The sequence below is a fragment of the Chitinophaga sp. NPDC101104 genome (genome assembly GCF_050277495.1).
Lineage (GTDB): Bacteria > Bacteroidota > Bacteroidia > Chitinophagales > Chitinophagaceae > Chitinophaga.
On record NZ_JBNNSF010000001.1, the window covers coordinates 336,454 to 359,466 of the forward strand.

The window sequence follows — 23,013 nt, forward strand, 5'->3', positions numbered from 1 at the left end:
GGCCCATCGGCGGGCTTTGCCTGTCGTTCCGTACCTGGCTCGCTTCGCGGATTTTCCTGAAAGCGGGGAAAAACATCAAAGTGGGCAGGAACACCCGTTTCGGCAGCGGCGTCAATGTGCAGATCGGGGATTTTTCGGGATTGAATACGGGCGGATGGATCGGGAACGATACGGTCATCGGTAACGATGTCATGTTCGGGCCGGAAGTGGTCATTCTTTCGGGGAGCCACAATTTCGAGCGGACAGACATTCCGATGCGCGAGCAGGGCGCCACGCACCGCAAGCCGGTAGTGATCGGCGACGATGTGTGGATCGGCACCCGTGTCATCATACTGCCCGGCATCACGATCGGGTCGCACAGCATCATCGGCGCGGGCTCGGTGGTCACCAAAGATGTGCCCGAATACGCCATCGTGGCCGGGAACCCGGCCGTCATCAAAAAATTCAGAAAGTAATGGAAAAGCTCATATCCGTCATCGTTCCCGTCTACAACGGCGAGAAATATATCACAGACACGCTCGATAGCCTGCTCCGCCAAACCTGGCGCGGGTTTGAGCTGGTGGTGGTAGATGGCGCGTCGACCGACCGGACGTTGCAGCTCGTGGCGGAACATCCGCAAACGGTGGACGTCCTCATCTCCGAAAAAGACGAAGGCATGTACGACGCCCTCCGCAAAGGCATGGACGCGGCTTCGGGAAAATATCTCTGTTATATCAATTCCGACGACCGCCTGCTGCCGTACGCCCTCGAGAAAGTGGTCCGCAAATTCGAGCACGGGAACTTCGACCTCGTTTTCGGCGACCATAATTTCATCTCCGAAACGGGCGACATCGCCTACGCCTACAAAGGCGTCAATCTCGGATGGAAAGCCATCAGCTACCTCCGCCGCGTACCGTTCGCGCAGCAAAGCGCCTTCTGGACGAGAGACGCGTACCGGAAAGCAGGCGGGTTCGACAAATCCATGAAATATTCCGCCGATTCCAAGTTCCTCCTCACCCTTTGCCTCGACCCTACCACCCGGAAAGGCTACATTCCCGCGCCGCTCGGCGAATACCGCATGCATGGGGATTCCTTTTCCGTATCGGTGACAGACAAAATGATCGCGGAACATAAACGGATGGCCAGCGCCCTCCCCCTGAAACACGACAAACTGCGGAAATATTTCTATGAAATGATCACCAAAGTGGTGAACGCCCGCGGCATCTATAAAAAAATGACCTACAAAGGCACGAAATTCTAAAAACGACATGAACATATTGTTTATCGTTCCGAGTTACAAACCCGCTTATATCTATGGCGGTCCCATCGTATCCGTAGCGCGCCTGGCCGAAAGCCTCGTGCAGATCGGGCATACGGTGACCGTATATACCACCACCGCCAACGGGCCCGATGAGCTGGATATGCCGCTCGACCGGCCGGTGATGATGGATGGTGTCCGCGTGCAATTCTTCCGCCGCATCACCAAAGACCATACGCATATTTCGCCCGCGCTCTGGAAAGCGGTGTGGAACACGGTGAAGGAATACGACGCCGTGCACATCCATTCCTGGTGGAACTTCCTCATCATGGGCGTTTCCGCCATCTGCGCGATCAAAGGCATCAAGCCCGTGCTGAGCCCCCGCGGCATGCTGTGCGATTACGTTTTCCAAAGTAAAAACCAGTTCAAGAAGAAGCTGCTCCATCACGCCGTCGGCAAACACCTGCTTTCGCGCACGTATCTGCACGTAACGTCTGACGTGGAATGGAACGACTGCCTGAAAATCAATACCAACTGGCGCGGCGGCCTCATCCACAACATCGTGGACCTGCCATTTATGCCCGGGGCGGACACCCCGCAGCCGGAGAACCGGGAGTTTACCATCGGGTTTCTGTCGCGCGTGGACCCGAAAAAGGGCCTCGATATCCTCATCCGTGCGCTGGCCGGCGTGGAATTCCCGTTCCGGTTGAAGATCGCGGGATCGGGAGATGCGGCTTATGAAGCGGAGCTGCGCTCGCTGATCGCAGAAGAGCAACTGGAGGATAAAGTGGAATGGGTTGGATGGAAGAAAGGGGACGCGAAGTTCGAATTCCTGGCGGACGTGGACCTTTTCGCGCTGACGTCCCACAACGAGAATTTCGCGGTGGTGGTGATCGAATCGCTGTCGGTAGGAACGCCGGTGCTGGTGAGCGAACATGTGGGCCTGAGCCGTTATGTGCGCGAGAAGCAACTGGGCTGGGTGACCACCCTGGCGATCAACGATGTGCGCGCCCGGCTTACCGAGGCGTACCGCGCCAGGAACGAGCGCCAGCGCATCCGCCGCGAAGCCATGCCCATCATCCGGACAGATTTCAATGAAGAAAAACTGGCGGCCGACTATGCGGAAATGTACCGCAACGTAGGCAGCCTTCCCTTAAAACGTGCAGCCGTATGAACCTCGCCGTTATCATATTGACCTATAACGAGTCGCTCCACCTGGCGCGCTGTCTTGAAAATATACGGCCGCTGGCATCGGAGATCCATATCGTGGACTCCTATTCTACAGACGATACCCTTGCCATCGCCGAACGCTTCGGCGCCAAAGTGGTACAGCGGAAATGGACGAACCACGCCGATCAATTGCAGTGGGGCATGGACAATTGCGGCGTCAAAGCCGACTGGGTGATGCGCCTGGATGCGGACGAATACCTCGAGCCCGCGCTCGTCACGGAAATCCGCGAGCGGCTGGATACCATGCCGCAAAACATCACCGGGCTGTACATCCGCCGGAAAGTCCTTTTCAAAGGCAAATGGATCCGGTATGGCGGGTTTTATCCGCATATCCTCATGCGCCTCTGGCGAAACGGCCAGGCCAGCGTGGAGCAGCGGTGGATGGACGAACATATCGTGGTCAACAGCGGAGAAACCCTCATGCTGAAGGAGCACATGGTCGACGACAACCTCAATTCCATCCACTGGTGGGTGAACAAGCATAATAATTACGCCATCAAGGAAATGATCGATCTCCTGAATATCAAATACGGATTCATGGAGATGGACCAGCGGCTGCTGGGGTCTACCAACGGACAGGCCCGCCGGAAGCGGTTTTTGAAGGAAAAGGTCTATACCGCCATCCCGCCGGGCGGCCGTGCGCTCATGTATTTTTGCTACCGCTATTTCGTGCGGCTCGGGTTCCTCGACGGGTATCGCGGGTTTATATTCCATTTCATGCAGGGATACTGGTACCGCTTGCTGGTAGATGTGAATGTGAAGGAATTCGAAGCCAAGCTGGCGGGAGACACCAGCGCGGCCAAACTGAAAGAAATTTTGAAAAATGATTACAACATCGCGATCTGAGGCCGTAAAGACAGACCTGTCGAAGTTCCGGACCGGCGATTATGTAGCCGGCCCGAAATGGAAAGTGCTGACCTGGTATTTCGTGAACTACTGGATCTTCTACAGCGCCCTCCCCTGGCCGTACGGCTTCAAGGCAAGGCTGCTGCGGATGTTCGGCGCAAAGGTGGGGCGAGGGCTGGTGATCAAGACGAAAGTGCGGATCAAGAACCCCTGGCGGCTGGCCATCGGCGATCATGTCTGGATCGGTGAGGAAGTGTGGATCGATAACCTGGAAAACGTGACCATCGGCAGCAACGTCTGCATTTCGCAAGGCGCCCTGCTGCTGACGGGCAATCACGACTACACCGCGCATGATTTCCCGTACCGCCTCGGCCGCATCGACCTGGAAGACGGCGCATGGGTGGGTGCCAGATCGGTGGTTTGCCCGGGCGTGAGGCTTGGCAGTCATGCCATCCTTACCGTGAATTCCGTGGCCTCCCGCAGCATAGCGCCCTGGGAGATCCATGCGGGGAACCCGGCGCAGTACGTCCGCGATCGAGTGATGAAAAAATAGAAAGACATGCCCAAAAGATTGTTGCTCATAGGAGGAAATTATGCGCCCGAGCCCACCGGCATCGGGAAGTTCAATGGCGAGATGATCGGCTGGCTGGTGAACAACGGGTATGAATGCACCGTGATCACCACCTATCCATATTATCCGCAATGGAAAGTGCAGGAACCCTACGCCCGGAAAGCCCGGTGGTTCCGCAGGGAAACCTCGCACAACGGAAAACTGACCGTGTACCGCTGTCCGCAGTACGTGCCGGCAGACCCCAGCGGCAAAAAGCGCATGATGATGGACGTCACCTTTGCCATGGCCGCCTTTGCGCAGCTGCTGCGCATCCTGCCCGCGAGAAAATACGATTACGTCATGAGCGTAGTGCCCTCGTTCCACCTGGGATTGCTGGCGCTGCTGTATAAAAAGCTCCGCGGCGCAGAGGTATTGTACCACATCCAGGACCTCCAGATAGACGCCGCCCGCGATCTCAATATGATCCGCAGCGGCAAAATGATCAACGCCATGCTGAAACTCGAAAAGTACATCCTCCGGAAATCGGATTACGTGTCCAGCATTTCCGACGGCATGATCCGGCAGATCAGCGGCAAGCTGGACCGGCGCATCGAGCTGTTCCCCAATTGGGCGGATGTAGACAAATTCCATCCCTTGCCCGGGCGGATGGCGCTGAAGGAAGCGTTCGGCTTTCAGCCAGACCATAAAGTGGTGCTGTATTCCGGCGCGATCGGCGAAAAGCAGGGACTGGAATCCATTCTGCACGCCGCCGCTTCGCTGGAAGACCGGGAAGACGTGCAGTTCGTCATCTGCGGCTCCGGCCCGTACCGCGAAAAGCTGCACGGGAAAGCCATCGCCATGGGGCTGAAGCGCGTTCACTTTTTACCGCTCCAGCCGTTCGAACAGTTCAACCGTTTCCTCAACATGGCCGATCTGCACCTCGTGATCCAGAAATCCGGCGCCTCCGATCTCGTGATGCCTTCCAAACTCACCGCCATCCTGGCCGTGGGCGGACTTTCACTGGTAACGGCCAATCCCGGATCGAGCTTGCACCACGTGGTGGAGCATTACCAGCTGGGGATCATTGTGCCGGCCGAAAACCAGGAAGCCCTCAACGCCGGGATCCGGAAAGCCGTGTCGGAAGACCATGCCGGCATGCGCGGCAACGCCAGGTCGTACGCCGTGGAGTATTTGTCCATCGATAAAGTAATGGGCCGATTTGAAGCCAACGTTTTAAAAAATTAGTCATGCTGAACCGGTATCTGAAAATATTCCTCATCCAGATTTTCGTCCTGGATTTCATCTGCCTCAACGGGCTCTTCTTCCTCGCGGGGATGGGCTTGCGGCAATACGATCTGCAAACGCACCAGGGGGCAGACGCTTTCCTGCTGGTATCGAACATCGCCTGGGTCATTGCCCTGTATACTTCGGGATTACATTCCATGAGCAGCACGCTGTCGTACGAGAAAATGGCGCGGAAGACGGCGAAGTCCGTGTTGATGTATCTGCTCATCCTGCTGGGGTTCCTGTTCCTGTATCAACATCTTTACAGCCGGTTTTTCGTGTTAATGTACTGCTCGCTCTTCATCGCTACGGTGGTGCTGAACCGGCTGCTGTTTTACTGGATAACGAATCATATCCGCCGCAGGAAAGGGATCGAGCGGAAAATGGTGATCCTCGGGTACAACGAAATGTCGAAAAAACTGGCGAACAACCTGCTCGCCGAAAAAAGCAATCTCCGGTTCGAAGGGTATTTCGAAGAATACAGCAAAGTGCAGGAGCTGTCGTTCTTCCCCGTTATCGGGAACCTGCAGGATTGTGTGCCCTACGCGCGGGAAAACAACATCCGCGAAATATATTCCACGCTTTCCCCCGAACAGTTCCCGTATCTCTACACGCTGGCGTATGAGGCGGAACAGCATTTCATCCATTTCCGGTTCGTCCCGGATTTTAAAATGTTCGTGAACCGGCAGATCCATGTCGATTATTTCAACAATATTCCCATCATCAGCCTGCGTTCCGAACCGCTGGACGATATCGCCAACCGCATCCGCAAACGCATCTTCGACCTGATCTTCAGTTCGCTGGTCTGCCTGTTCCTGCTCAGCTGGCTCATTCCCTTGCTGGCGCTGCTGATCAGGCTGGAATCGAAAGGGCCGGTATTTTTCGTGCAGCACCGCACCGGGCGCAACAACAAGACGTTCCGCTGCCTCAAGATGCGCAGCATGTACGTGAACAACGACGCGAACTCGAAGCAGGCCACGCGCAACGACAAGCGGTTTACCCGCGTCGGCCGCATCCTCCGGAAAACGAACCTCGACGAAATGCCGCAGTTCTTCAACGTGCTGCTGGGCGATATGTCGGTGGTGGGCCCGCGCCCGCATATGCTGAAGCATACCGAAGAATATTCCTCGATCATCAAACAGTATATGATCCGCCACTTCCTGAAGCCCGGCATCACCGGATGGGCGCAGGTGAACGGGTACCGGGGCGAGATCACGGAAGATGTGCACCTGCGCAAGCGTGTGGAGCATGATATTTGGTACATGGAAAACTGGTCTGTTTACCTGGACCTCCGCATCATATTTTTAACCGTGGCGAACACATTGAAAGGAGAAAAGAATGCATTTTGACGTATTGAAGCACGATATCCACTCCCATTTGCTGCCCGGGCTGGACGATGGCGTGCAAGACCTGGAAACCGCCCTGGCGTTTATCCGGCAGCTATCGGAGCTGGGTTATACCCATCTTACGACCACGCCCCACATTATGTGCGGCGTGTACAATAACGGGGCAGACACGATCCTCCCGAAGCTGGACGAAGTGCGGGAAGCGGTGCACAGGGCGGGCATTCCCGTGGAAATGGACGCCGGCGCGGAATATTTGATGGACGATTACTTCGAATCCCTCATCGAAGACCGCGAGCCGCTGATGACGATCGGCGGGAACCATGTGCTGGTGGAGTTTTCGTGGGTGGGCTTGCCTGCGGGGTTCCGGGAAACTTTCTTCAGAATGAAAATGGCGGGATACGAGCCCGTGCTGGCGCATCCGGAGCGGTACCATTACCTGCACAAAGATTTCGACGTGTACCGTGAGGTGCATGCTACCGGCGTGCGGCTGCAGGCCAACCTGCTGTCGTTTACCGGTTATTACGGAAGCCGCGTGCAGGCGGCGGCCTTACAACTGGCAGAAGAAGGATTGCTCGATTTCGCAGGAACGGATTTGCATCATCAGCGCCATTTACAGGCGCTCACGCAGTTCAATTTCCGGAAAGTATTAGAGAAAATGTTGGCTGTCAACAATTTAAGAAATGCTTTGTTATAATCTTTAAGGCGCAGATATCGTTTTTCTTTCAGGAAAAACAGTAATTTGTATCAAGTAGGGCATAAAGCCGCTGCTGCGGCAGGTATCTTTATTTTGAAACTGACTACAAAAACCAAGGGGCTAACAATGAAATCTTCCACTGGAGTACGCGACCTCCCGGCCGACAAATGGTTAATCAACGATGTGTTTCATGAGCTGCGGAGTATGCTGTCGGCCATTTTGAGCAGTGTGGAGCTGATTGAAATGTATGCCGCCAAACCCGATTCCGGCGGGCGCATCAGCCGGCAGGCGGGTTCGATCAAGTTGCAGGTCATGGAGCTGGAATTCCAGCTGCAGAACGTAAAAGTGATACAGGACATGCTGAACGCGTCGCAGGTCATCCATCGCAGTCATTTTAATATTGTACATATGCTGGAGCAGTTGGTGGACGATGAGCGGTATGCGCACATTTTCCCGACGCGCGTGGCGTTCGATATGAAAGACGATCGGGAGATCGCGTTCGCCGACGAACAGCTGCTTCGCCAAACGGTGCTGAACGTGGCCTGGTGCCTGAACCGCAACGCGGCCCCGGGCGCAACGCCGGAACTGAAATTTTCGGTGAGCGGGGAATATTTCGAGCTGACGGGCGCATTGCCCGCGCCCGGCCGCACGGCGCTGGACCAGCGGATGTGCCGGCTCATCGGGTACCTCGCCGATTTACAGGGCGGCGCTTTCGAGCTGAATGAAGCGGAAGGCACGCTCACGGTGAAAGTACCGGTTTAATCTGTCTGGTTAGTTTGAGTATAGTGAGAGGCGCTCCGGTCAGGAGTGCCTTTCCTTTTTCAGGGAGTAGCCGGCCACATGGCGCCGTCATTTTATGCGGGCCCGTCCCCTTCTTCCTGCGAAAGGATGTACGCCTGCATCGCTTCGTGGTCCAGCACGGCGTAACGTTTGTCGTCCTGCGAGATCATCCCTTCTTTCGCCAGTTCCTGCAACATGCGCCAGGCGGTTTCATAAGTGGTGCCGATGTATGAGGCGATGTCTTGCCGGGTGAGGGGGAAGTTGATGTACCCGTTTTCCGTGCCGAATTTCTTCTCAAGATGTAACAACGCGGCGGCGATGCGCCCTTTCACGGGCATGTGCGCCAGGTTGCGCATGCGTTTTTCCGATTCCTGCAGTTCGCGGGCGTAGAACATCATCAGTTCATATAATAACGGTGTGTTGACCTGCAGTGTGCTTTGAAAGAAATCCAGGTCGAAATAGCAGACGGTGGAAGCTTCCAGTGCGGTGGCGGAAACGGGATAGGCGAGGTCTGTCCCGATGCCGCGGTGCCCCACGATATCGCCGGCTCCCGCGAAGCGGACGATCAGTTCTTTCTCGCGGCCCCAGTGCTTGTGCACTTTCATCCTTCCTTCATAAATAAAATAGATGCCTTTCACGGGATCGCCTTCGGAGAAGAGCATTTCGCCTTTTTTGAGGTTGAAATTCTTTTTGTGCGCGGCGATTGCGGGCTTCCAGGCCGGCTGGCAAAGTTTGCACAGCAGGCAGGCATCCATGTTACAGGCTTGTTTGGCGGTTTTCATGCGGTGGCTCGTTGATCTGGGGCGTCAAATTAGCATATTCTCTCCATATAGAAGGGTGCAGGCGAACGGTTTCGCCGATGATGATGACCGCCGGGCTTCCGATCCCTGCTTCCGCCGCGGCGCCGGCGATGTCGTGGACGGAGCCGGTGATGCAGCGTTGTTGAGCCGTGGTGGCTGACTGGATGATGGCGACCGGGGTGGCGGATTTGCCGTTGGCGGAAAATATGTCCATGATTTCGCGGAGATGGCCCATGCCCATGAGGACCACGACCGTGGCGGTGGACCGTGCCGCCAGGGCGATGTCTGCGGAAATGTGCCCGCTGCGGGTGGTGCCGGTGGTGACCCAGCAGGATTCGTGGAGGCCGCGTGCCGTGAGCGGGATGCCTTGTGATGCCGGGGCCGCTATGGCGCTGGTGATGCCCGGTACGGTGGAGACGGGAATGCCCGCTTCGCGGGCGGCGCGGATCTCTTCTTCGGCGCGCCCGAAAAGGAACGGGTCGCCGCCTTTGAGGCGGACCACATGGCCGTGCGAGAGTGCGTAGTGGACGATAAGGCGGTTGATTTCTTCCTGGGGAACGGCGTGGCGGCCGGCGCGTTTGCCCACGGAGAGGCAAAGTGCGCCGGGGCGGGCGTAGCGGAGGAGTTCTTCGCTGGCGAGCGCATCATATAATATGACGTTCGCGGCGCGGAGGGTTTTGATGGCCTTCAGGGTGATGAGGTCCGGGTCTCCCGGTCCGGCGCCTACGAGACTAAGCATTGGGTGTACCATGGCAAAACAAATTATAAAAATATTTATCTGATATAAATTCACTGAAACACTATAAAAATAATAGATCGAAGCGTAAATTCATGATATGAATCATAAATTAATTTGAATATTTCCATTGTTTTATCTGAAAAATAGCTGAAGGCCCGCAACAAAGTCTATATAGAAAATATTGTAATGTAATCTTTCAAACTTCCTCCCATGAAAATCGTCGTCATCGGAAACGGCATGGTCGGCTTCAAATTCTGCCGGAAACTCGTTGAAAGGAAAGTCCCCGGCCTGGAGCTCATCGTCTTCGGCGAAGAGCGCCTCCCCGCCTACGACCGCGTCCACCTCAGCAGCTATTTCGACGGAAAATCCACCGCCGACCTCCTCCTCGCTCCCAAAAACTGGTATGCCGACAACGGGATCCGGCTCCATCTCGGAGACCCCGTCCACCACATCTCCCCCGGCCTCCAGACCGTCACCGCCAAATCCGGCATCACCGAATCGTACGATATCCTCGTATTCGCCACCGGCTCATCCGCCTTCGTTCCGCCCATGCCCGGCACCGATCAGAAAGGCGTGTTCGTTTACCGTACGCTCGATGATCTCGACCACATGAAAACCGCCGCCCGGAAAGCCCGGCGCGCCGCAGTGATCGGCGGCGGCCTCCTCGGCCTCGAAGCCGCCAAATCCTGCATGGACCTCGGCATCGCAGACACCACCATCGTGGAATACGCCCCCAGGCTCATGCCCCGCCAGATCGACCAAAACGGCTCGGACATCCTCCAGAAACAACTCGAAACCCTCGGCCTGAAAATCCGCACCAACGCCTACACCACCTCCATCCTCGGCGACGGAACGGCCACCGGCATCGGATTCGAAGACGGCTCGTCCATCCCCGCAGATATGATCGTCATATCCGCCGGCATCCGTCCGCGGGACGAGCTCGCCGCTTCCGCCGGCCTCGAAACCGGATCGCGCGGGGGCATCGTGGTGAACGACAGGATGCAGACCACCCACGCCAACATCTACGCCATCGGCGAATGCGCCCTGTACCAGCACACCATTTACGGCCTGGTGGCGCCCGGTTACGAAATGGCCGACATCGCCATAGACAATATTCTTGGCGGCAACCGCACTTTCGGCGGGTTCGACATGAGCACGAAACTGAAGCTTGTGGGCGTAGACGTGGCCAGCTTCGGCGACCCGTTCCCGCCGCCCGATTCCTGCCGCGTGATCGTGTTCGAAGACCAGGTGGCCGGCGTGTACAAGCGCATCAATATGACCGACGACGGGCAATATCTCCTCGGCGGCATCCTCATCGGCGACGCGTCGGCGTACAACATGCTGCTGCAGAAAGTCAAGAATAAAATGAAGATCACCGGCAAGCCGGAAGACGAGCTGCTGGGCGCGCGCTCCACCGGCGAAGCCGCGGCAGGCGTCCTCGGACTCCCGCCCGACGCCATGATCTGCTCCTGCGAAAGCGTTTCCAAAGCCGCGATTTGCCAGGCGGTGGAAGACGGGCACGAAACGTTCAATGCCGTGAAGAAATGTACCGGCGCTTCTACATCCTGCGGCGGCTGCGCGCCCATGGTGAAAGACCTCATCACGTACACGCTGAAATCGCAGGGCAAATATGTGCGCAATGTTTTGTGCGAGCATTTCGGGTATTCAAGGCAGGAGTTGTTCGACCTTATCAAAATCCGCAGCCTGCATAGCTACGACGAAGTGCTGGACAGTATCGGGCACGGCGATGGGTGCGAGGTTTGCAAGCCTGCGGTGTCTTCCATCCTGGCGAGTTTGTGGGGCGATATGATTTTGGCGAAAGGCAACGATACGGCGCAGGATTCCAACGACAGGTATTTGGCCAATATTCAGAAAGGAGGCACCTATTCCGTGGTGCCCCGCATCCCCGGAGGGGAGATCACTCCGCAGAAGCTCATGGCCATCGGGCGGATCGCGGAGAAATACAATCTGTACACCAAAATTACCGGCGGCCAGCGCATCGACATGTTCGGTGCGCACGTCGGCGACCTGCCGCTCATCTGGGAAGAGCTGATCGCGGAAGGGTTCGAAAGCGGGCACGCGTACGGGAAGGCCCTGCGGACGGTCAAAAGCTGCGTGGGGTCTACCTGGTGCCGCTTCGGGCTGCACGACAGTGTGAGCTATGCCATCAGGGTGGAAGAAAGGTACCGTGGATTGCGGGCGCCGCACAAGATCAAATCCGCCGTTTCGGGATGCATCCGGGAGTGCGCGGAGGCGCAGTCGAAGGATTTCGGGATCATCGCCACGGAGAAAGGCTGGAATCTGTACGTATGCGGGAACGGAGGCTCCAAGCCCCAGCACGCCCTGCTGCTGGCGGCCGATCTCGATAGCGAAACATGCATTCGGTTCATCGACCGGTTCCTCATGTTCTACATCAAAACCGCCGATCCGCTCACCCGCACCGCCACCTGGCTCAACAAAATGGAAGGCGGCATCGATTACCTGCGGAACGTGGTGGTGAAAGATAGTTTGGGCATCGCCGGGGAACTGGAGCGCGAAATGCAGGCGCTGGTAGACAGTTACAAATGCGAATGGCGCGAAGTGGTAGAAACGCCCGCGCTGCGCAAACGCTTCACCCATTTTGTGAACGCGCCGGAAGAAAAAGATCCCAGCGTGCAATTCGAGCAACTGCGCGAACAGAAGAAAGCCGTGGAGTGGAAATAAATCATCAACCGAAAATATATATCATGTCTCCCATCACGAAAGAAAAAACGAACTGGTTCTTCGCTTGTAAAGTGGAGGACGTACCGGCCAACGGCGGGGTTTGCATCAAGTACAAGGACGAACAGATCGCATTGTTCCATTTCGCGCGGCGCGGCGAATGGTACGCATCGCAGAATTTATGCCCGCATCGCCGGCAAATGGCCCTCAGCCGCGGAATGATCGGTGCGCAGCAAGGCGAGCCCAAAGTGGCATGCCCGTTTCACAAGAAGACATTTTCACTGGCAGACGGGCGATGCCTTTCCGACGAGCACGAATGCGCCATCAAAGTGTATCCCGTAAAACTGGAAGAAGACAGGATTTATATTGGTGTTGGCGGTGGAAAGGAAAATTCGGCCGTGCCTGCCTGAAAAGAAAAGTGAAACCCGGTGGCTTGGCGGCGAACCGGGTCTCGTGACTTCAATTGCTGGAATTAAAATCGTTCAAATGTACAATAAAATGCATTTCCGCTGCGGAGCGGCCGTGGCCCTTTTGTTGGGCGGCCTTCCGCTGGCCGGTAAAGCCCAGTTCTCGATCGCGGCGCAACTCCGCACGCGCACCGAGTACCGCAACGGGCAGGGAGCGCCGCTACCGCGCTCCGCCAAACCGGCGTTCTTCACTTCGCAACGTACCCGTCTGTCGGCGGGGCTCACTTCGGACCGCCTCAAATTCGGATTGTCTGTGCAAGACGTCCGGGTTTGGGGCCAGGATGTTTCTACCATCAACAAAATCAGTTCGGTCGATAATAATGGGCTGATGTTGCATGAGGCATGGGCGGAGATCCGGATCACCGATACGGCGTCTGTCCACAACTTCAGCCTGAAAGTGGGCCGGCAGGAATTGAATTATGACGACGGGCGGCTGCTGGGAAATCTCGACTGGCTGCAACAGGCCCGCCGGCACGATGCGCTCCTGCTCCGCTACGCTTCCGGCGGCTGGACGGCCGATGCGGGTTTTGCGTTCAACCAGAACCGTGAGGCCGGCGCGGGAACGCTCTACAACGGCACACCTCCGGGCGCGTACGCCGCCAATACCAACGGGGGCGCCATGTACAAAGGATTGCAGTACCTGCACGTTACCCGGAAGAACGCGAACGGCCAGGTTTCCCTGCTCGCCCTGGCCGACCAGTTCCCGCGGTACCACGTAGACACCGTGGAACTGAAACCCGTCAAAACCTGGGACGCAGGTGTGCATGCGCGCTTCACGGCGGCGGTTTTCGCGCAGCAGACGTTCCGGAAAATTTCGCTGACCGGTAACGTCGCTTACCAGGGCGGTAAATATGCCGACGGCGGAAAAGTGGAAGGATGGCTGCTGTCCGGGCAGGCGTTATATGCCATTACGCCGAAGCTGAAAGCCGGACTGGGCGCGGATTACACGACAGGCGGGAAATCGTCCGGCAAGTCGAAGGCTTTTGACCCGCTGTACGGAACGCCGCACAAATTCTGGGGGCACATGGATTATTACTACGCCGGCAGCACATTTGGCGCCACCGGTTTGCAGGATTATTACCTCCGCTTTCTCTTCAAACCTAACGCAAAGTGGGCGTTCCAGGCAGACGGGCACCGTTTCCTGGCCGCCAGCGACGTTACCGGGCAGGGCCGCGATTTCGGATGGGAGGCGGATGTAAACGCCAATTTCGCCCTCACGCCCATGATCGGTTTCGAAGCGGGTTACAGCTACTATCGCAGCACACCCGCGCTGGCCGCGGCAAAGCAGGTGGCGGACGCGGCGCGTAGCAACCAGTGGGCCTATCTCATGTTCAATATCAAACCTTCCTTCCTCCTGAAATAAATTTTTCATCACCTTAAATCTTCTACAATGGACTATAAAAAACCTGCCGAAGTAGCCGGCGCCATGATCCAGGCCGGTATCGACAAAACCCGCATGAGCACGACCGACATGATCGTAAAAGGCATCCTTTCCGGTGCGGTCCTGGGTTTCGGCACCACCTTCGCGCTCACGGCCACTGTGCAAACGAGCCTCCCGCTCATCGGCGCGGCCATCTTTCCCGCATGTTTCATCATCGTGGTATTGCTGGGGTATGAACTGGTGACGGGAAACTTTGCGGTGATTTCGCTCTCCTGGTTCGCCGGACAAATTTCCCTGAAGCAGCTCGGTAAAAACTGGGCGATCGTGTACCTCGCCAATCTCGCCGGCGGATTGATGTACGCGGGGCTTTTCTGGGCGTCGCTCACCCAGTTCGGGAATGTGGACGGCGGCGCGCTGGGAAAAATGATCTCCAATATTGCTGTGGCCAAAACCACCGGCTACGGGCAATTCGGCGCTGCGGGGATGCTGACGGTTTTTGTGAAAGGGATTTTGTGCAACTGGATGGTGACGCTGGGCGTGGTGATGGCCATGACGTCCAGCTCCACACTGGGTAAGATCCTGGCGGCCTGGTTGCCGATCTTTATCTTCTTCGCGCAGGGGTTCGAGCACGCGGTGGTGAACATGTTCGTGATTCCGGCGGGCATTTTTATGGGCGCGCCCGTTTCGGTGGGCCAATGGTGGTGGCTGAACCAGATCCCCGTAACGCTGGGCAACATCGCCGGCGGCGTAATTTTCACGGCATTGACGTTATACCTGATGCACGGCAGGCGGCGGAAAGAAGTTCCTGCGGCAACGGCGGGGAGCAGCTCCCGTGCGGAGGTGGCAACGGAGAGCGCGCCCGCTTTGCAATGATCAGTTTTTGTCTTTTTTCCGGAAGAAGTGCCACTCAGCGCCGGCCATGAGCACACGGCCGGGCTGCGATGGCATCAGGAAATCCGTATAACCGGTGAGGTTGTCGGCGCTCACATGGAGTATAAGCCTTTTCTCCAACAGCGTTTTCTGTACGCTGAAATATAATATCGTATGGCCTTTCACGAACACGTCGTAATGGTCGATATATCCATTGTTGTCAACGTCCAGGAAGCCGTATTTGCCCCTGTAAGTGCCACGGAATGAAGCACCGAGCCCCCAGCGGGGATGCGCCCAGGAAACCTGCAGGCTGCCCATATGGCGGCTGCGGTTGGGAAGCCCGAAATAATCTTTCGTAGTGGCGGCGCGGATGCCGTCTGGCGTTCGAACGGATTGGTAACGCCGGGATTTTTGGCGGATGGAGTCGGTAACGGCGGGATTGCGCGCGTCCAGCAGCTGGTAGCCGGCAGACAATTGCAGGTTTGGCGTGATGGAATATTTCCATCCCGCTTCTACGCCACGCATCACCACCCGGTCGATGTTGATGTAGGAAAACAATTGCTGGCCGTTCCGCATGATGCCGACCTGTTCGGTATTGATGAGATTTTTTAACCGGTGATGGAACGCGCCGGCCTGCCATTCCATCCTGCTACCCGTGTTCACCGTAATGCCGGCGTTGACGGACGTGGACGTTTCGGGCTCCAGGTGCCATACCAGCGACGCGTTGTCCCAGATTTGCGCGATGGTGCCGGCGGCTTTCAATTGCGCGGCTTTTTCCGCGAAGTTGTGCGCCCCGATCACCGTATAGCCTTGCTGGATGTTGGTAAACACCTGGTACATCTGCGCGTAGGTCGGCGGTTTGAAACCGTTGCCCAGGGAAGCGCGCAGCGAAAGCCAGCTGGTAGGGCTGTATCGCGCGCCGGCGCTGAGGTTCAGCCGCCCGCCGTAATCGGAGTTGCCGTCGTACCGGAGGCCTGCCGTGAGCCGGATTTTTTCGGTGGAAGCGAATTCGCCCTGCAGGTACGCGAAATATCCGCTCATATGATTCCGGATGTCCGATCCCGGATTGCGGTACGATTGCCTGTCGCCGCCCATGCCGCCGATGAACGTGACGGGCAGCTTATCCGGCCGGATTTCCGCCTGCACTTCCAGCCGGTGGATCTGCTGGAGGAAATCGTTTTCCTGGAGGATGCGCCCGTTTTCCTGGAGCGTCACGGTTTGGCGGGTATCGTAGCCTGTGTAGTAATACCTGGCCAGCAGCGTGGTGCTGCGCGATGCCTGGTGGCGAAGGTTCAGCCCGGCGTTGAGGTCTTGCTCGCGGAGGTGGTCGTTGAATGGTTGCACGCCGTATGAGCGGAACATGTCCGACGTTCTGCCGGCAGCCCTTACCCGCGCCTGCAGCGAGGTACGGTCGCTGAACCGCCACTGGCCGCGCGCCTGGCCGGAAATGCTCGTGTATGGCGGAGAAGTTTTCCCTTCCTTGAGATATTCGGAGTTAGCGTTGAAACCGTCCGTTTTGTAAAAGTTGCCCGATACGGAAACGAAGCCTTTATTGTGTTTGAAGGGAGCTTCCGCGCCGGCGTTCGCATCCGTAGTCCGGTATGTTCCGTAACGGAGGCCAGCCGTGGCCTGCGCCTTCCGGACCGCCTGGCGGGTGATGATGTTGATTACGCCGCCCAGTGCTTCCGAGCCATATAAGCTGCTCGCCGCTCCCTTGATCACTTCGATCCGTTCCACATCGCCCACACCGATGCGCGAAAGGTCGAAATTACCGGCGAGGCGACCTGTCATGGGTTGCCCGTCGATCAGGATGAGCACATATTCCGAGCTGAACCCCTGCAACTGGATCCCCACGCTGCGGTTGCCGCTCCCGAGGTCGGGGACGATGGCCATGCCGGTCTGTTCGCGCAGCACTTCATCGAGCCGGCGGCTGCCCGCCAGCTGAATGGATTGGCGGGAAATAACGAGCGCAGGCGCGGTTTGCCGGCCGATGGTGATGAGATCGTCCGATTTCCGGAGGGAGTTTTCCGTGATTTCGTGGGTACGCAGCGTGCGCACGGCCGGCGTGGAATCGGCGCGCGGGCCCTGTGCGGATGCGGCGGCGCATGCCAGGAGGAACGGGAGCAGGAGGGATCGCTGAAGATGCATATCGTGCGCAAAGGTCGGGCTGAATAGTGACCGGCGGCGGAGAAAGGGTTACCCGGGGCGGAGGTTTTTCGCTCATTCCCGGAAAAAGATTTACCATATCCGGAAATTCAACTTCGAAGAACGGCGCAACCACGCGGGTTTTCCCGATCCGATCATTGGCCGTTCCCGATTGCGGGCCGTTTTACAGGCATGATGGTTTAATATTGCGGGATCCAGCCAATTCTCCATTTGCCTGCACAACCCGTACATATCATCCCTTCCTGCCGGTTCGATATCCGCAATCCCGGCCAGTTCCGTGAACGCCGCCGCGAGCTTGTGGAAGACGGCCACACCGGCTCCGTGTTCGAAATGCTGAGCCCGGACGGGATCAATTTCGGGTACTACAATCTCCGCTCGCGCAATGCCGGCGAGATCGTCATCCGCAACACCACGCCGTTTTTCCAGATGAGCTACACGGTCAGCGGCACCAAAAGCTATTCCGCCCATGGCGGAACGGGCAAGCTCGCATCGCTGGACCGCCATCAATACAACTATCTTTTCTTTCCCGAAGACGACATCCACATGCAATGGCCCGCCCATGAGCAGCTGGAGATCTTCGAACTGGGCGTCAGCCCCGACCTGGTGTTGCAGGCCATGCCGCAGGAACACCCGCTTTACCCGGTTTTTTCCGGCAGCATCGAACGGAACAAGCCCGCGGCTATCAGCGCCGTGAACCTTCCGCTGCAATCATCCATCAGCACGATCCTGTACGATATGCTGCATTGCCCGCTGGAAGGGCGTTACAAGCAACTGTTCCTCAAAGCGAAAACCATCGAGCTGCTGGCCATCCAGCTGGCGCAATACGAGCAGATGGCCGGCGTGCGCCCCACCGAAAGCACGCGGTCGCTCCGGAAAGAAGATGTGGAAAGGATGCACCTGGCCCGGGAAATCATCGCGTCGAACATCCACAGCCCTTGTACGCTGATCGACCTGGCGCACCAGGTGGGCACGAACGACGCCTATCTGAAAAGTCATTTCAAGCAGGTGTTCGGCACTACCGTGTACGGTTATCTGCAGGGGATCAAGATGGCGCATGCGCGGGAATTGCTGGGGCAGGGGAAGCAGGTCTCTGAAGTGGCGTACCTGTCGGGTTACAAGCATACCGCGCATTTCACACGGGCGTTCAAAAAATATTTCGGCTATGCGCCGGGGCGGATCAAAGGCTGACCCGAAAAGGGAATGCCGCGAAACGGAGGCAATGTGATCCCCCGCCACGCGGCGTTCCGGCGTCTGTGGAAAGTACCGGCTCAGGTGGCCAGCCAGTAAAAGATGGCGAGCCACACGAGGCCCTTCACGAGGAAGAAAACGAATCCCCAGAAGCCCAGTCTTTTCAGCCATTTCAGGATGGCCTCCTTGTTGGGTGCTTTCATGTCCGCTTATTCGCTGATGATGCGGTAAATCTTGAAATCGCTCGACATGGGAGCCGGGCGCCCCTCCGCCTTGGCTTTGGCCAGCTCGTCGAACCCGCGCTGGTGGCCAGCGGTAAATGCCGGGGATTTCATCCAGTCGCGGAAAGCCTGCTCCGTTTCCCAATAGCTGACGATCAGGTAGGCGTCTCCCGCTTTCTCCGGGCGCAACACGTGCATGTTGACGAAACCGGGCATGGTATCGATCGCATGCGCGCGGCTGGCAAATAACTGCTCGAAACGATCCTTGAAATCGTCGTTACAGGTGATGTAGTTGATAGCAACGTAGTGGTTTATCATGATTTGTCAGTTTAACGTCATAAAGATACAGGTGTCACCGGATTGTCACGCACCTCTTGCGGAGTTTCGCTTACCCGAAACGGAACATTCCCGGAATTCCTGAATAGGTTGGTCTTTTTCCCGAAGTGGTCAGCAGCTGCCCTCAATTTTGCAGCCTAACCACAGACCAATGAAATTACGAATATTGATCATATCGGCGGGCGTTCTGCTCGCCGCCTGCGGAAAGGACGGCGACGACAAGCCTGCTCCCACGGGCCCGGCCAGCACCTTCATTTCCGACCTGCAGGCCGATACCGGCGCTTCTGTGGGCGAGCCGGAAGTAGGCAAGGAGCAACGGCCTTTCCATTCCCTCATTTTCAGCTTTACCACCAAGCAATCGCGGTTCATCAAATCGAAAGCCGATTCCATCCAATATCTGAAGAATACCGATTGGGACATCGCCTTTACGCAGGAATACAATGCCTACGTGGTGGTGAACAACGGCACCTTTACCGGAACGCCCGGGGCGGGCGGGCCGGGCAAAGGCGCGATGGTCATCGTCGAAAAGCCGTACGACCAGGTTACCGAAGCGCCATCTGACGAAGCGTTCGAGCGCAACGGTGTTCAGGGCGTGGGTTGGGATAGCGGGAACGGGTACGGCTGGTTTTTTTATTCCCTCAGCAATCACATTTGCGTGCCGGTCAAAAACCGCACGTTCGTGTTACGGACGGCCGACGGGAAGTACGCCAAACTGGCTTTGCTCAATATTTACAAAGGCAATCCACCTGTGGTGACGGACCTTTTCTGGCCCGCGCCCTACCTCACTTTCAAATATTTCGTGCAGGCCGACGGGAGCCGCCGGCTGAACACTTCCAATTAACGAAACCATGAAAACAAAACTGCTGAGCCTGCTGGCGATCGTGTTGCTGGCGGCCTGTTCCAAAGACGATGCGCCTCCGAAGCCCGAAGAGCCGGGCGGTAGCGGCGGCAACCCGGTGAAAACGGGTACCTACCGCGTCGTGAATCTCGTGGCAGATACCAACGCCACATCCGCCGGAGACGCGGTTTCCCTCTATTACAGCCTCGAAGAGAACAGGGTGGTCTCCGCTTCGCAACGGCAGACCGGGAATTGGGACATCGTGTTTTACGGTATTTACAATTCCAGCATTTATCCCAATAACGGGAACGCCACGGGCTCGCCGGGGTTCGGCGGACCGGGAAAGGCGGAGATCGCCGTGATCGTGGACCGCAAGTTCGACGCGGCGTATTATGATACCATACATTTCAAACCGACGAAACTTCCCATTCCTGCTGCGTTGTGGAGCGAGGCGTTTAATAAAGTGACCGCCGTGTCGGCGGGCCTTCGGTTCGTTACGCGCGACATCGGGCTCGATCATTTCCTCGGCGGGTTCGATGGCTGGGGGTATTACGATTTCTACGGAAGCCTCTTCCCCGGCAATCCGCAGAAGGCGCATGTCGTGTATACGCTGCCGCGCGTGATGATCGTCAAAACCCACAAGGGGCGGTACGCCAAACTCATCATGGAAAGCATTTACAAAGGCAGTCCGCCGAACCCCGACCGCACCCACAAGCCCGGTTACATCACGTTCCGTTATTCCATCCAGATGGATGGTTCCACCAATCTGAACATCCCATGAAATACATCTATTCCCTTTTGCTGACGGGCGGGCTTTTTGCCTGCACCAAGACGGATACGATCGACGCGGCGCCCGAGCCTGGGAACCGCATCGAGTCGTTCCGGATCACCAACGTCCAGGGCGATCCCATCGAAGCGGCCATTTCCGACCGCGACGGTACCATCACCCTTTACCTGCCTTCCTATCGGCAGCTGAGCATCCTGGAACCGGCGATCACGCTGCCGGCGGGCGCTACCGTTTCTCCCGCTTCCGGCACTCTGGTGGAAGATGTTTTCGGCGCCATCCGCACCAATCGTAATATAAAATATACCGTGACGGCGAAAGACGGCAGCAAGCGCGACTACAAACTCCTGATCCGCACCCAGCAGCCCGACGTTACGCTGGAAGAACTGAGCACGGTGGACGATATCCGGGAGTATACGATCAACACGAAAGATCCATATTCCAATTTCGTCATTTACCTGAAAGGGACGGGTTTTCTCGAGAATAATGAACTGATGCGCGTGGCGCCGGTGGATGATTCGGGGAAAGAGCTGCCGGCATTCCTGTTGTCGACCACGCATTTGGGGAGCCTGTACCAGGTGAGCCCCTACCTCGACCTGTCGGAGCAGCTCAAACCCTTGCTGGACGCTATTCCGGCCACAGGATTGTATCGCCTGCGGGTGTATGTCTATGGCCGCGTGAAAACATTGCAATATCCCATCCGGATCAACAAACAGTAAAAAATGAAAATCGCATATATCGTGAGCATCGGCCTGTTGCTGGCCGCGTGCAGGAAGGAGACCGAGCAGGCGCCGTCGCCCCACGCCCGTATCGCGGGATTTACGGTGGAGGCGGGTGGCGAAATGATGTCGGCCGCCATGTCGGGAGACAGTATCGTCGTTTATTGGCCGTCTTACCTGCTGGCGCCGTCGGCTATTCAGCCGGTGATCGCCGTGTCTGACGGGGCTGCCGTGAGCCCGGCGTCTGGTGTGGCCGTTCCTTTCCAAACGGGTACGGCATATACCGTAAAAGCGCAAAGCGGGCTGGAGAAGACATATTATTTGAAGGTGGTGGTGAACCAGGCGCCCATCCAGATCGATGAAACCGGTTCCTATATGGCGGTGCGTGGTGGAGAATGTGTGGTGGACATCGGATCGTCTATGCGTTATTTCGAGCCGGACGTTACGAAAACGAGCCTCTACATTATTGACACACCCGGAATTGCCACGAAGCTTGACATTGAATTCTTCAAGCCGCACAACGGCGTTCCCAATATGCGGATCAAGGTACCCGCGGCCGGTGTGAAGCCCGGAGCATACAAAGTGCGCATTACCAGTGGCACGCAATCCCGCACCACGGAAAACCATGTGTTCGGCGTGTTGTATCCCGACAGCGAGAAGCCCAGGCCTGCGGGGCTTGCCGCCGATGTGACGGTGAAGCGCGGCGGAACGATCACTTTCGCCGGTCAAAATTACTTCGACCTCAAAGAAGCCGTGGCTTATACCTACGATGAAAATTACAACGAAAAGCCGATCACCCACCTCACGCTGGTGAGCAGCACGGCCACGTCTGCCACCTACCGTATTCCCGCCGATTTCCCGGCCGGGACGTACCTGTTCGGCGACTGGGGGCCCGGCGCGCTGGGCGTCCGGCTGCGCATCACCGATTTTTCCGGCTGGTGGAGCTGGAACGGCAACCGGAAGAACTACGTGGAAGTGACCGGTTTCGTGAAATTCACCGTTACTCCCTGACGTACATCATACCCTTTTCAATATTGTTTCACCCACAAACCCAATCATCGCTATGATTACCATGAAGAAAACCCTTCGTTCTGCCGGCGGCCTGCTCGCCGCGGCATTGTTCCTTGCGTCCTGTTCGAAAAACAGCGACGTGGCGGCCCCTGAAATATCCCGCATTCCGGCCGGGAGCCTCGGTGTGGCCGTGACCATCCCAGACGGTACGAGCCAGGCCATAACCGGGCCGGGCGTAACGTCGGGCACCATCGCGCGCAGCGGATCGCTGTATACGGTGACCAATTTCAAGCAAGCCTACAGCACTGGCCCGGGACAGCCTGCGGACGGCAATTTTTACTGGCGTTTTTCCGTGAACGAAGCCGGCACTCCTTCCACGCAGGAAGTGAAGTTTACCGGTATCGCCACGGGAGACATCATCCCCCGGGATTCCATCAAGTTCATCGACAAATCGTTTGCCACCGTTGTGGCGGCGGATTGGGCATTGGGCACGCTGCCTGGCCCTTCACCAGCCGGCAGCAACGTGATCGGCATGAACAACGTGACGGGCACGGGTGTTCCTCCCGGTGTTTCGGCGTATGCGAACGGGAAGGGATGGTATACGTATGGCTGGAGCACCGGCCACACGGTTACCCCGGTTGCCGGGAGAACGCTGCTGATCAAGGTGGGGACTACGGTCTGGAAGATGCAGGTGACGTCCATTTACCAGAATGGTGTTACGGGCGGGGCGTTCCCGTATTATAATTTTGTGTACCAGGGGTTGTAGTTCCTGGTATGAGGAGCTTTTAGTTTAGTCTTAGGATTTATCGGCCGTGGGGATTTTTTC

At 57.1% G+C, this 23,013-nt stretch carries 23 protein-coding genes and 1 pseudogene; 19 read left to right on the top strand and 5 right to left on the bottom strand.

The features are described from left to right. Positions 1-290 precede the first annotated feature (290 nt). The 9 genes and pseudogenes from ACQKLP_RS01495 to ACQKLP_RS01535 all read left to right on the top strand — a co-directional run. Positions 291-431: pseudogene (locus tag ACQKLP_RS01495) on the top strand (DapH/DapD/GlmU-related protein); the annotation flags it as partial. Between the two features lie 23 nt (positions 432-454). After that, complete coding sequence (locus ACQKLP_RS01500; RefSeq protein ID WP_427319387.1) at positions 455-1,240, top strand: glycosyltransferase family 2 protein; 786 nt, start codon at positions 455-457, stop codon at positions 1,238-1,240. A gap of 7 nt (positions 1,241-1,247) precedes the next feature. Further along, complete coding sequence (locus ACQKLP_RS01505) at positions 1,248-2,411, top strand: XrtY-associated glycosyltransferase XYAG1 (protein WP_427319389.1); 1,164 nt, start codon at positions 1,248-1,250, stop codon at positions 2,409-2,411. Further along, positions 2,408-3,313, top strand: coding sequence for a glycosyltransferase family 2 protein (locus ACQKLP_RS01510; RefSeq protein WP_427319391.1), 906 nt, complete (start codon positions 2,408-2,410; stop codon positions 3,311-3,313). Before ACQKLP_RS01505 ends, ACQKLP_RS01510 begins: the two co-directional genes overlap by 4 nt. Next, entirely contained in the window at positions 3,291-3,866 is a 576-nt protein-coding gene (locus ACQKLP_RS01515) for a WcaF family extracellular polysaccharide biosynthesis acetyltransferase (protein ID WP_341842291.1), read from the top strand. Before ACQKLP_RS01510 ends, ACQKLP_RS01515 begins: the two co-directional genes overlap by 23 nt. A 6-nt stretch (positions 3,867-3,872) precedes the next feature. After that, positions 3,873-5,108: a WcaI family glycosyltransferase gene (locus tag ACQKLP_RS01520; RefSeq protein WP_427319393.1), complete on the top strand. Its 1,236-nt coding sequence runs from the start codon at positions 3,873-3,875 to the stop codon at positions 5,106-5,108. 2 nt (positions 5,109-5,110) lie between these two features. Next, complete coding sequence (locus ACQKLP_RS01525; RefSeq protein WP_427319395.1) at positions 5,111-6,496, top strand: undecaprenyl-phosphate glucose phosphotransferase; 1,386 nt, start codon at positions 5,111-5,113, stop codon at positions 6,494-6,496. Then, positions 6,486-7,187 carry a tyrosine-protein phosphatase gene (locus ACQKLP_RS01530; RefSeq protein WP_427319397.1) on the top strand — a complete coding sequence of 234 codons (702 nt, stop codon included), beginning with the start codon at positions 6,486-6,488 and terminating at the stop codon, positions 7,185-7,187. The genes ACQKLP_RS01525 and ACQKLP_RS01530 overlap by 11 nt, the downstream gene beginning before the upstream one ends. A 126-nt stretch (positions 7,188-7,313) precedes the next feature. After that, a complete protein-coding gene (locus ACQKLP_RS01535) occupies positions 7,314-7,949 on the top strand; it encodes a hypothetical protein (RefSeq protein WP_427319399.1) in 636 nt (211 codons plus the stop codon). Between the two features lie 92 nt (positions 7,950-8,041). Here ACQKLP_RS01535 and ACQKLP_RS01540 read toward each other — a convergent pair whose 3' ends face one another. Both ACQKLP_RS01540 and cobA read right to left on the bottom strand, forming a co-directional pair. Beyond that, positions 8,042-8,749 (bottom strand): Crp/Fnr family transcriptional regulator, encoded by a 708-nt coding sequence (locus ACQKLP_RS01540; RefSeq protein ID WP_427319401.1) that lies wholly within the window; start codon positions 8,747-8,749, stop codon positions 8,042-8,044. Next, positions 8,724-9,518, bottom strand: a complete 795-nt coding sequence (gene cobA, locus ACQKLP_RS01545) for a uroporphyrinogen-III C-methyltransferase (RefSeq protein ID WP_427319403.1) — start codon at positions 9,516-9,518, stop codon at positions 8,724-8,726. The genes ACQKLP_RS01540 and cobA overlap by 26 nt, the downstream gene beginning before the upstream one ends. Before the next feature lie 198 nt (positions 9,519-9,716). Between cobA and nirB the strand changes: the two genes are divergently transcribed. From nirB to ACQKLP_RS01565, 4 genes are all read left to right on the top strand, one after another. Continuing rightward, positions 9,717-12,209: a nitrite reductase large subunit NirB gene (nirB, locus tag ACQKLP_RS01550; RefSeq protein WP_427319405.1), complete on the top strand. Its 2,493-nt coding sequence runs from the start codon at positions 9,717-9,719 to the stop codon at positions 12,207-12,209. A 23-nt stretch (positions 12,210-12,232) separates the two neighbouring features. Beyond that, a complete protein-coding gene (gene nirD / locus ACQKLP_RS01555) occupies positions 12,233-12,616 on the top strand; it encodes a nitrite reductase small subunit NirD (protein ID WP_427319407.1) in 384 nt (127 codons plus the stop codon). A gap of 76 nt (positions 12,617-12,692) precedes the next feature. Continuing rightward, the gene (locus tag ACQKLP_RS01560) at positions 12,693-14,036 is read left to right on the top strand and encodes an alginate export family protein (RefSeq protein ID WP_427319409.1); all 1,344 of its coding nucleotides are present in this window, start codon (positions 12,693-12,695) and stop codon (positions 14,034-14,036) included. 27 nt (positions 14,037-14,063) lie between these two features. Beyond that, on the top strand, positions 14,064-14,927 hold the full coding sequence (locus tag ACQKLP_RS01565; RefSeq protein WP_427319411.1) for a formate/nitrite transporter family protein: 864 nt from the start codon (positions 14,064-14,066) through the stop codon (positions 14,925-14,927). Here ACQKLP_RS01565 and ACQKLP_RS01570 read toward each other — a convergent pair whose 3' ends face one another. Continuing rightward, entirely contained in the window at positions 14,928-17,072 is a 2,145-nt protein-coding gene (locus tag ACQKLP_RS01570) for a TonB-dependent receptor plug domain-containing protein (protein WP_427319413.1), read from the bottom strand. Between the two features lie 228 nt (positions 17,073-17,300). Between ACQKLP_RS01570 and ACQKLP_RS01575 the strand changes: the two genes are divergently transcribed. Further along, complete coding sequence (locus ACQKLP_RS01575) at positions 17,301-18,278, top strand: helix-turn-helix transcriptional regulator (protein ID WP_427319415.1); 978 nt, start codon at positions 17,301-17,303, stop codon at positions 18,276-18,278. Between the two features lie 80 nt (positions 18,279-18,358). On the opposite strand, the gene ACQKLP_RS01580 is transcribed toward ACQKLP_RS01575, so the two are convergent. Continuing rightward, positions 18,359-18,481, bottom strand: a complete 123-nt coding sequence (locus tag ACQKLP_RS01580) for an alanyl-tRNA synthetase (protein ID WP_341838629.1) — start codon at positions 18,479-18,481, stop codon at positions 18,359-18,361. Between the two features lie 6 nt (positions 18,482-18,487). Continuing rightward, a complete protein-coding gene (locus ACQKLP_RS01585) occupies positions 18,488-18,817 on the bottom strand; it encodes an antibiotic biosynthesis monooxygenase (protein ID WP_341842304.1) in 330 nt (109 codons plus the stop codon). A gap of 169 nt (positions 18,818-18,986) precedes the next feature. Between ACQKLP_RS01585 and ACQKLP_RS01590 the strand changes: the two genes are divergently transcribed. From ACQKLP_RS01590 to ACQKLP_RS01610, 5 genes are read left to right on the top strand one after another with little or no spacing between them, the layout of a single operon-like run. After that, positions 18,987-19,676 (top strand): HmuY family protein, encoded by a 690-nt coding sequence (locus ACQKLP_RS01590; RefSeq protein WP_427319418.1) that lies wholly within the window; start codon positions 18,987-18,989, stop codon positions 19,674-19,676. Between the two features lie 7 nt (positions 19,677-19,683). Continuing rightward, the gene (locus tag ACQKLP_RS01595) at positions 19,684-20,454 is read left to right on the top strand and encodes an HmuY family protein (RefSeq protein ID WP_427319420.1); all 771 of its coding nucleotides are present in this window, start codon (positions 19,684-19,686) and stop codon (positions 20,452-20,454) included. Beyond that, complete coding sequence (locus ACQKLP_RS01600; RefSeq protein ID WP_427319422.1) at positions 20,451-21,176, top strand: hypothetical protein; 726 nt, start codon at positions 20,451-20,453, stop codon at positions 21,174-21,176. The genes ACQKLP_RS01595 and ACQKLP_RS01600 overlap by 4 nt, the downstream gene beginning before the upstream one ends. Positions 21,177-21,179: 3 nt before the next feature. Continuing rightward, a complete protein-coding gene (locus tag ACQKLP_RS01605) occupies positions 21,180-22,187 on the top strand; it encodes a hypothetical protein (protein WP_427319424.1) in 1,008 nt (335 codons plus the stop codon). A 52-nt stretch (positions 22,188-22,239) separates the two neighbouring features. Then, on the top strand, positions 22,240-22,953 hold the full coding sequence (locus ACQKLP_RS01610; RefSeq protein ID WP_427319426.1) for a hypothetical protein: 714 nt from the start codon (positions 22,240-22,242) through the stop codon (positions 22,951-22,953). Positions 22,954-23,013: the final 60 nt, after the last annotated feature.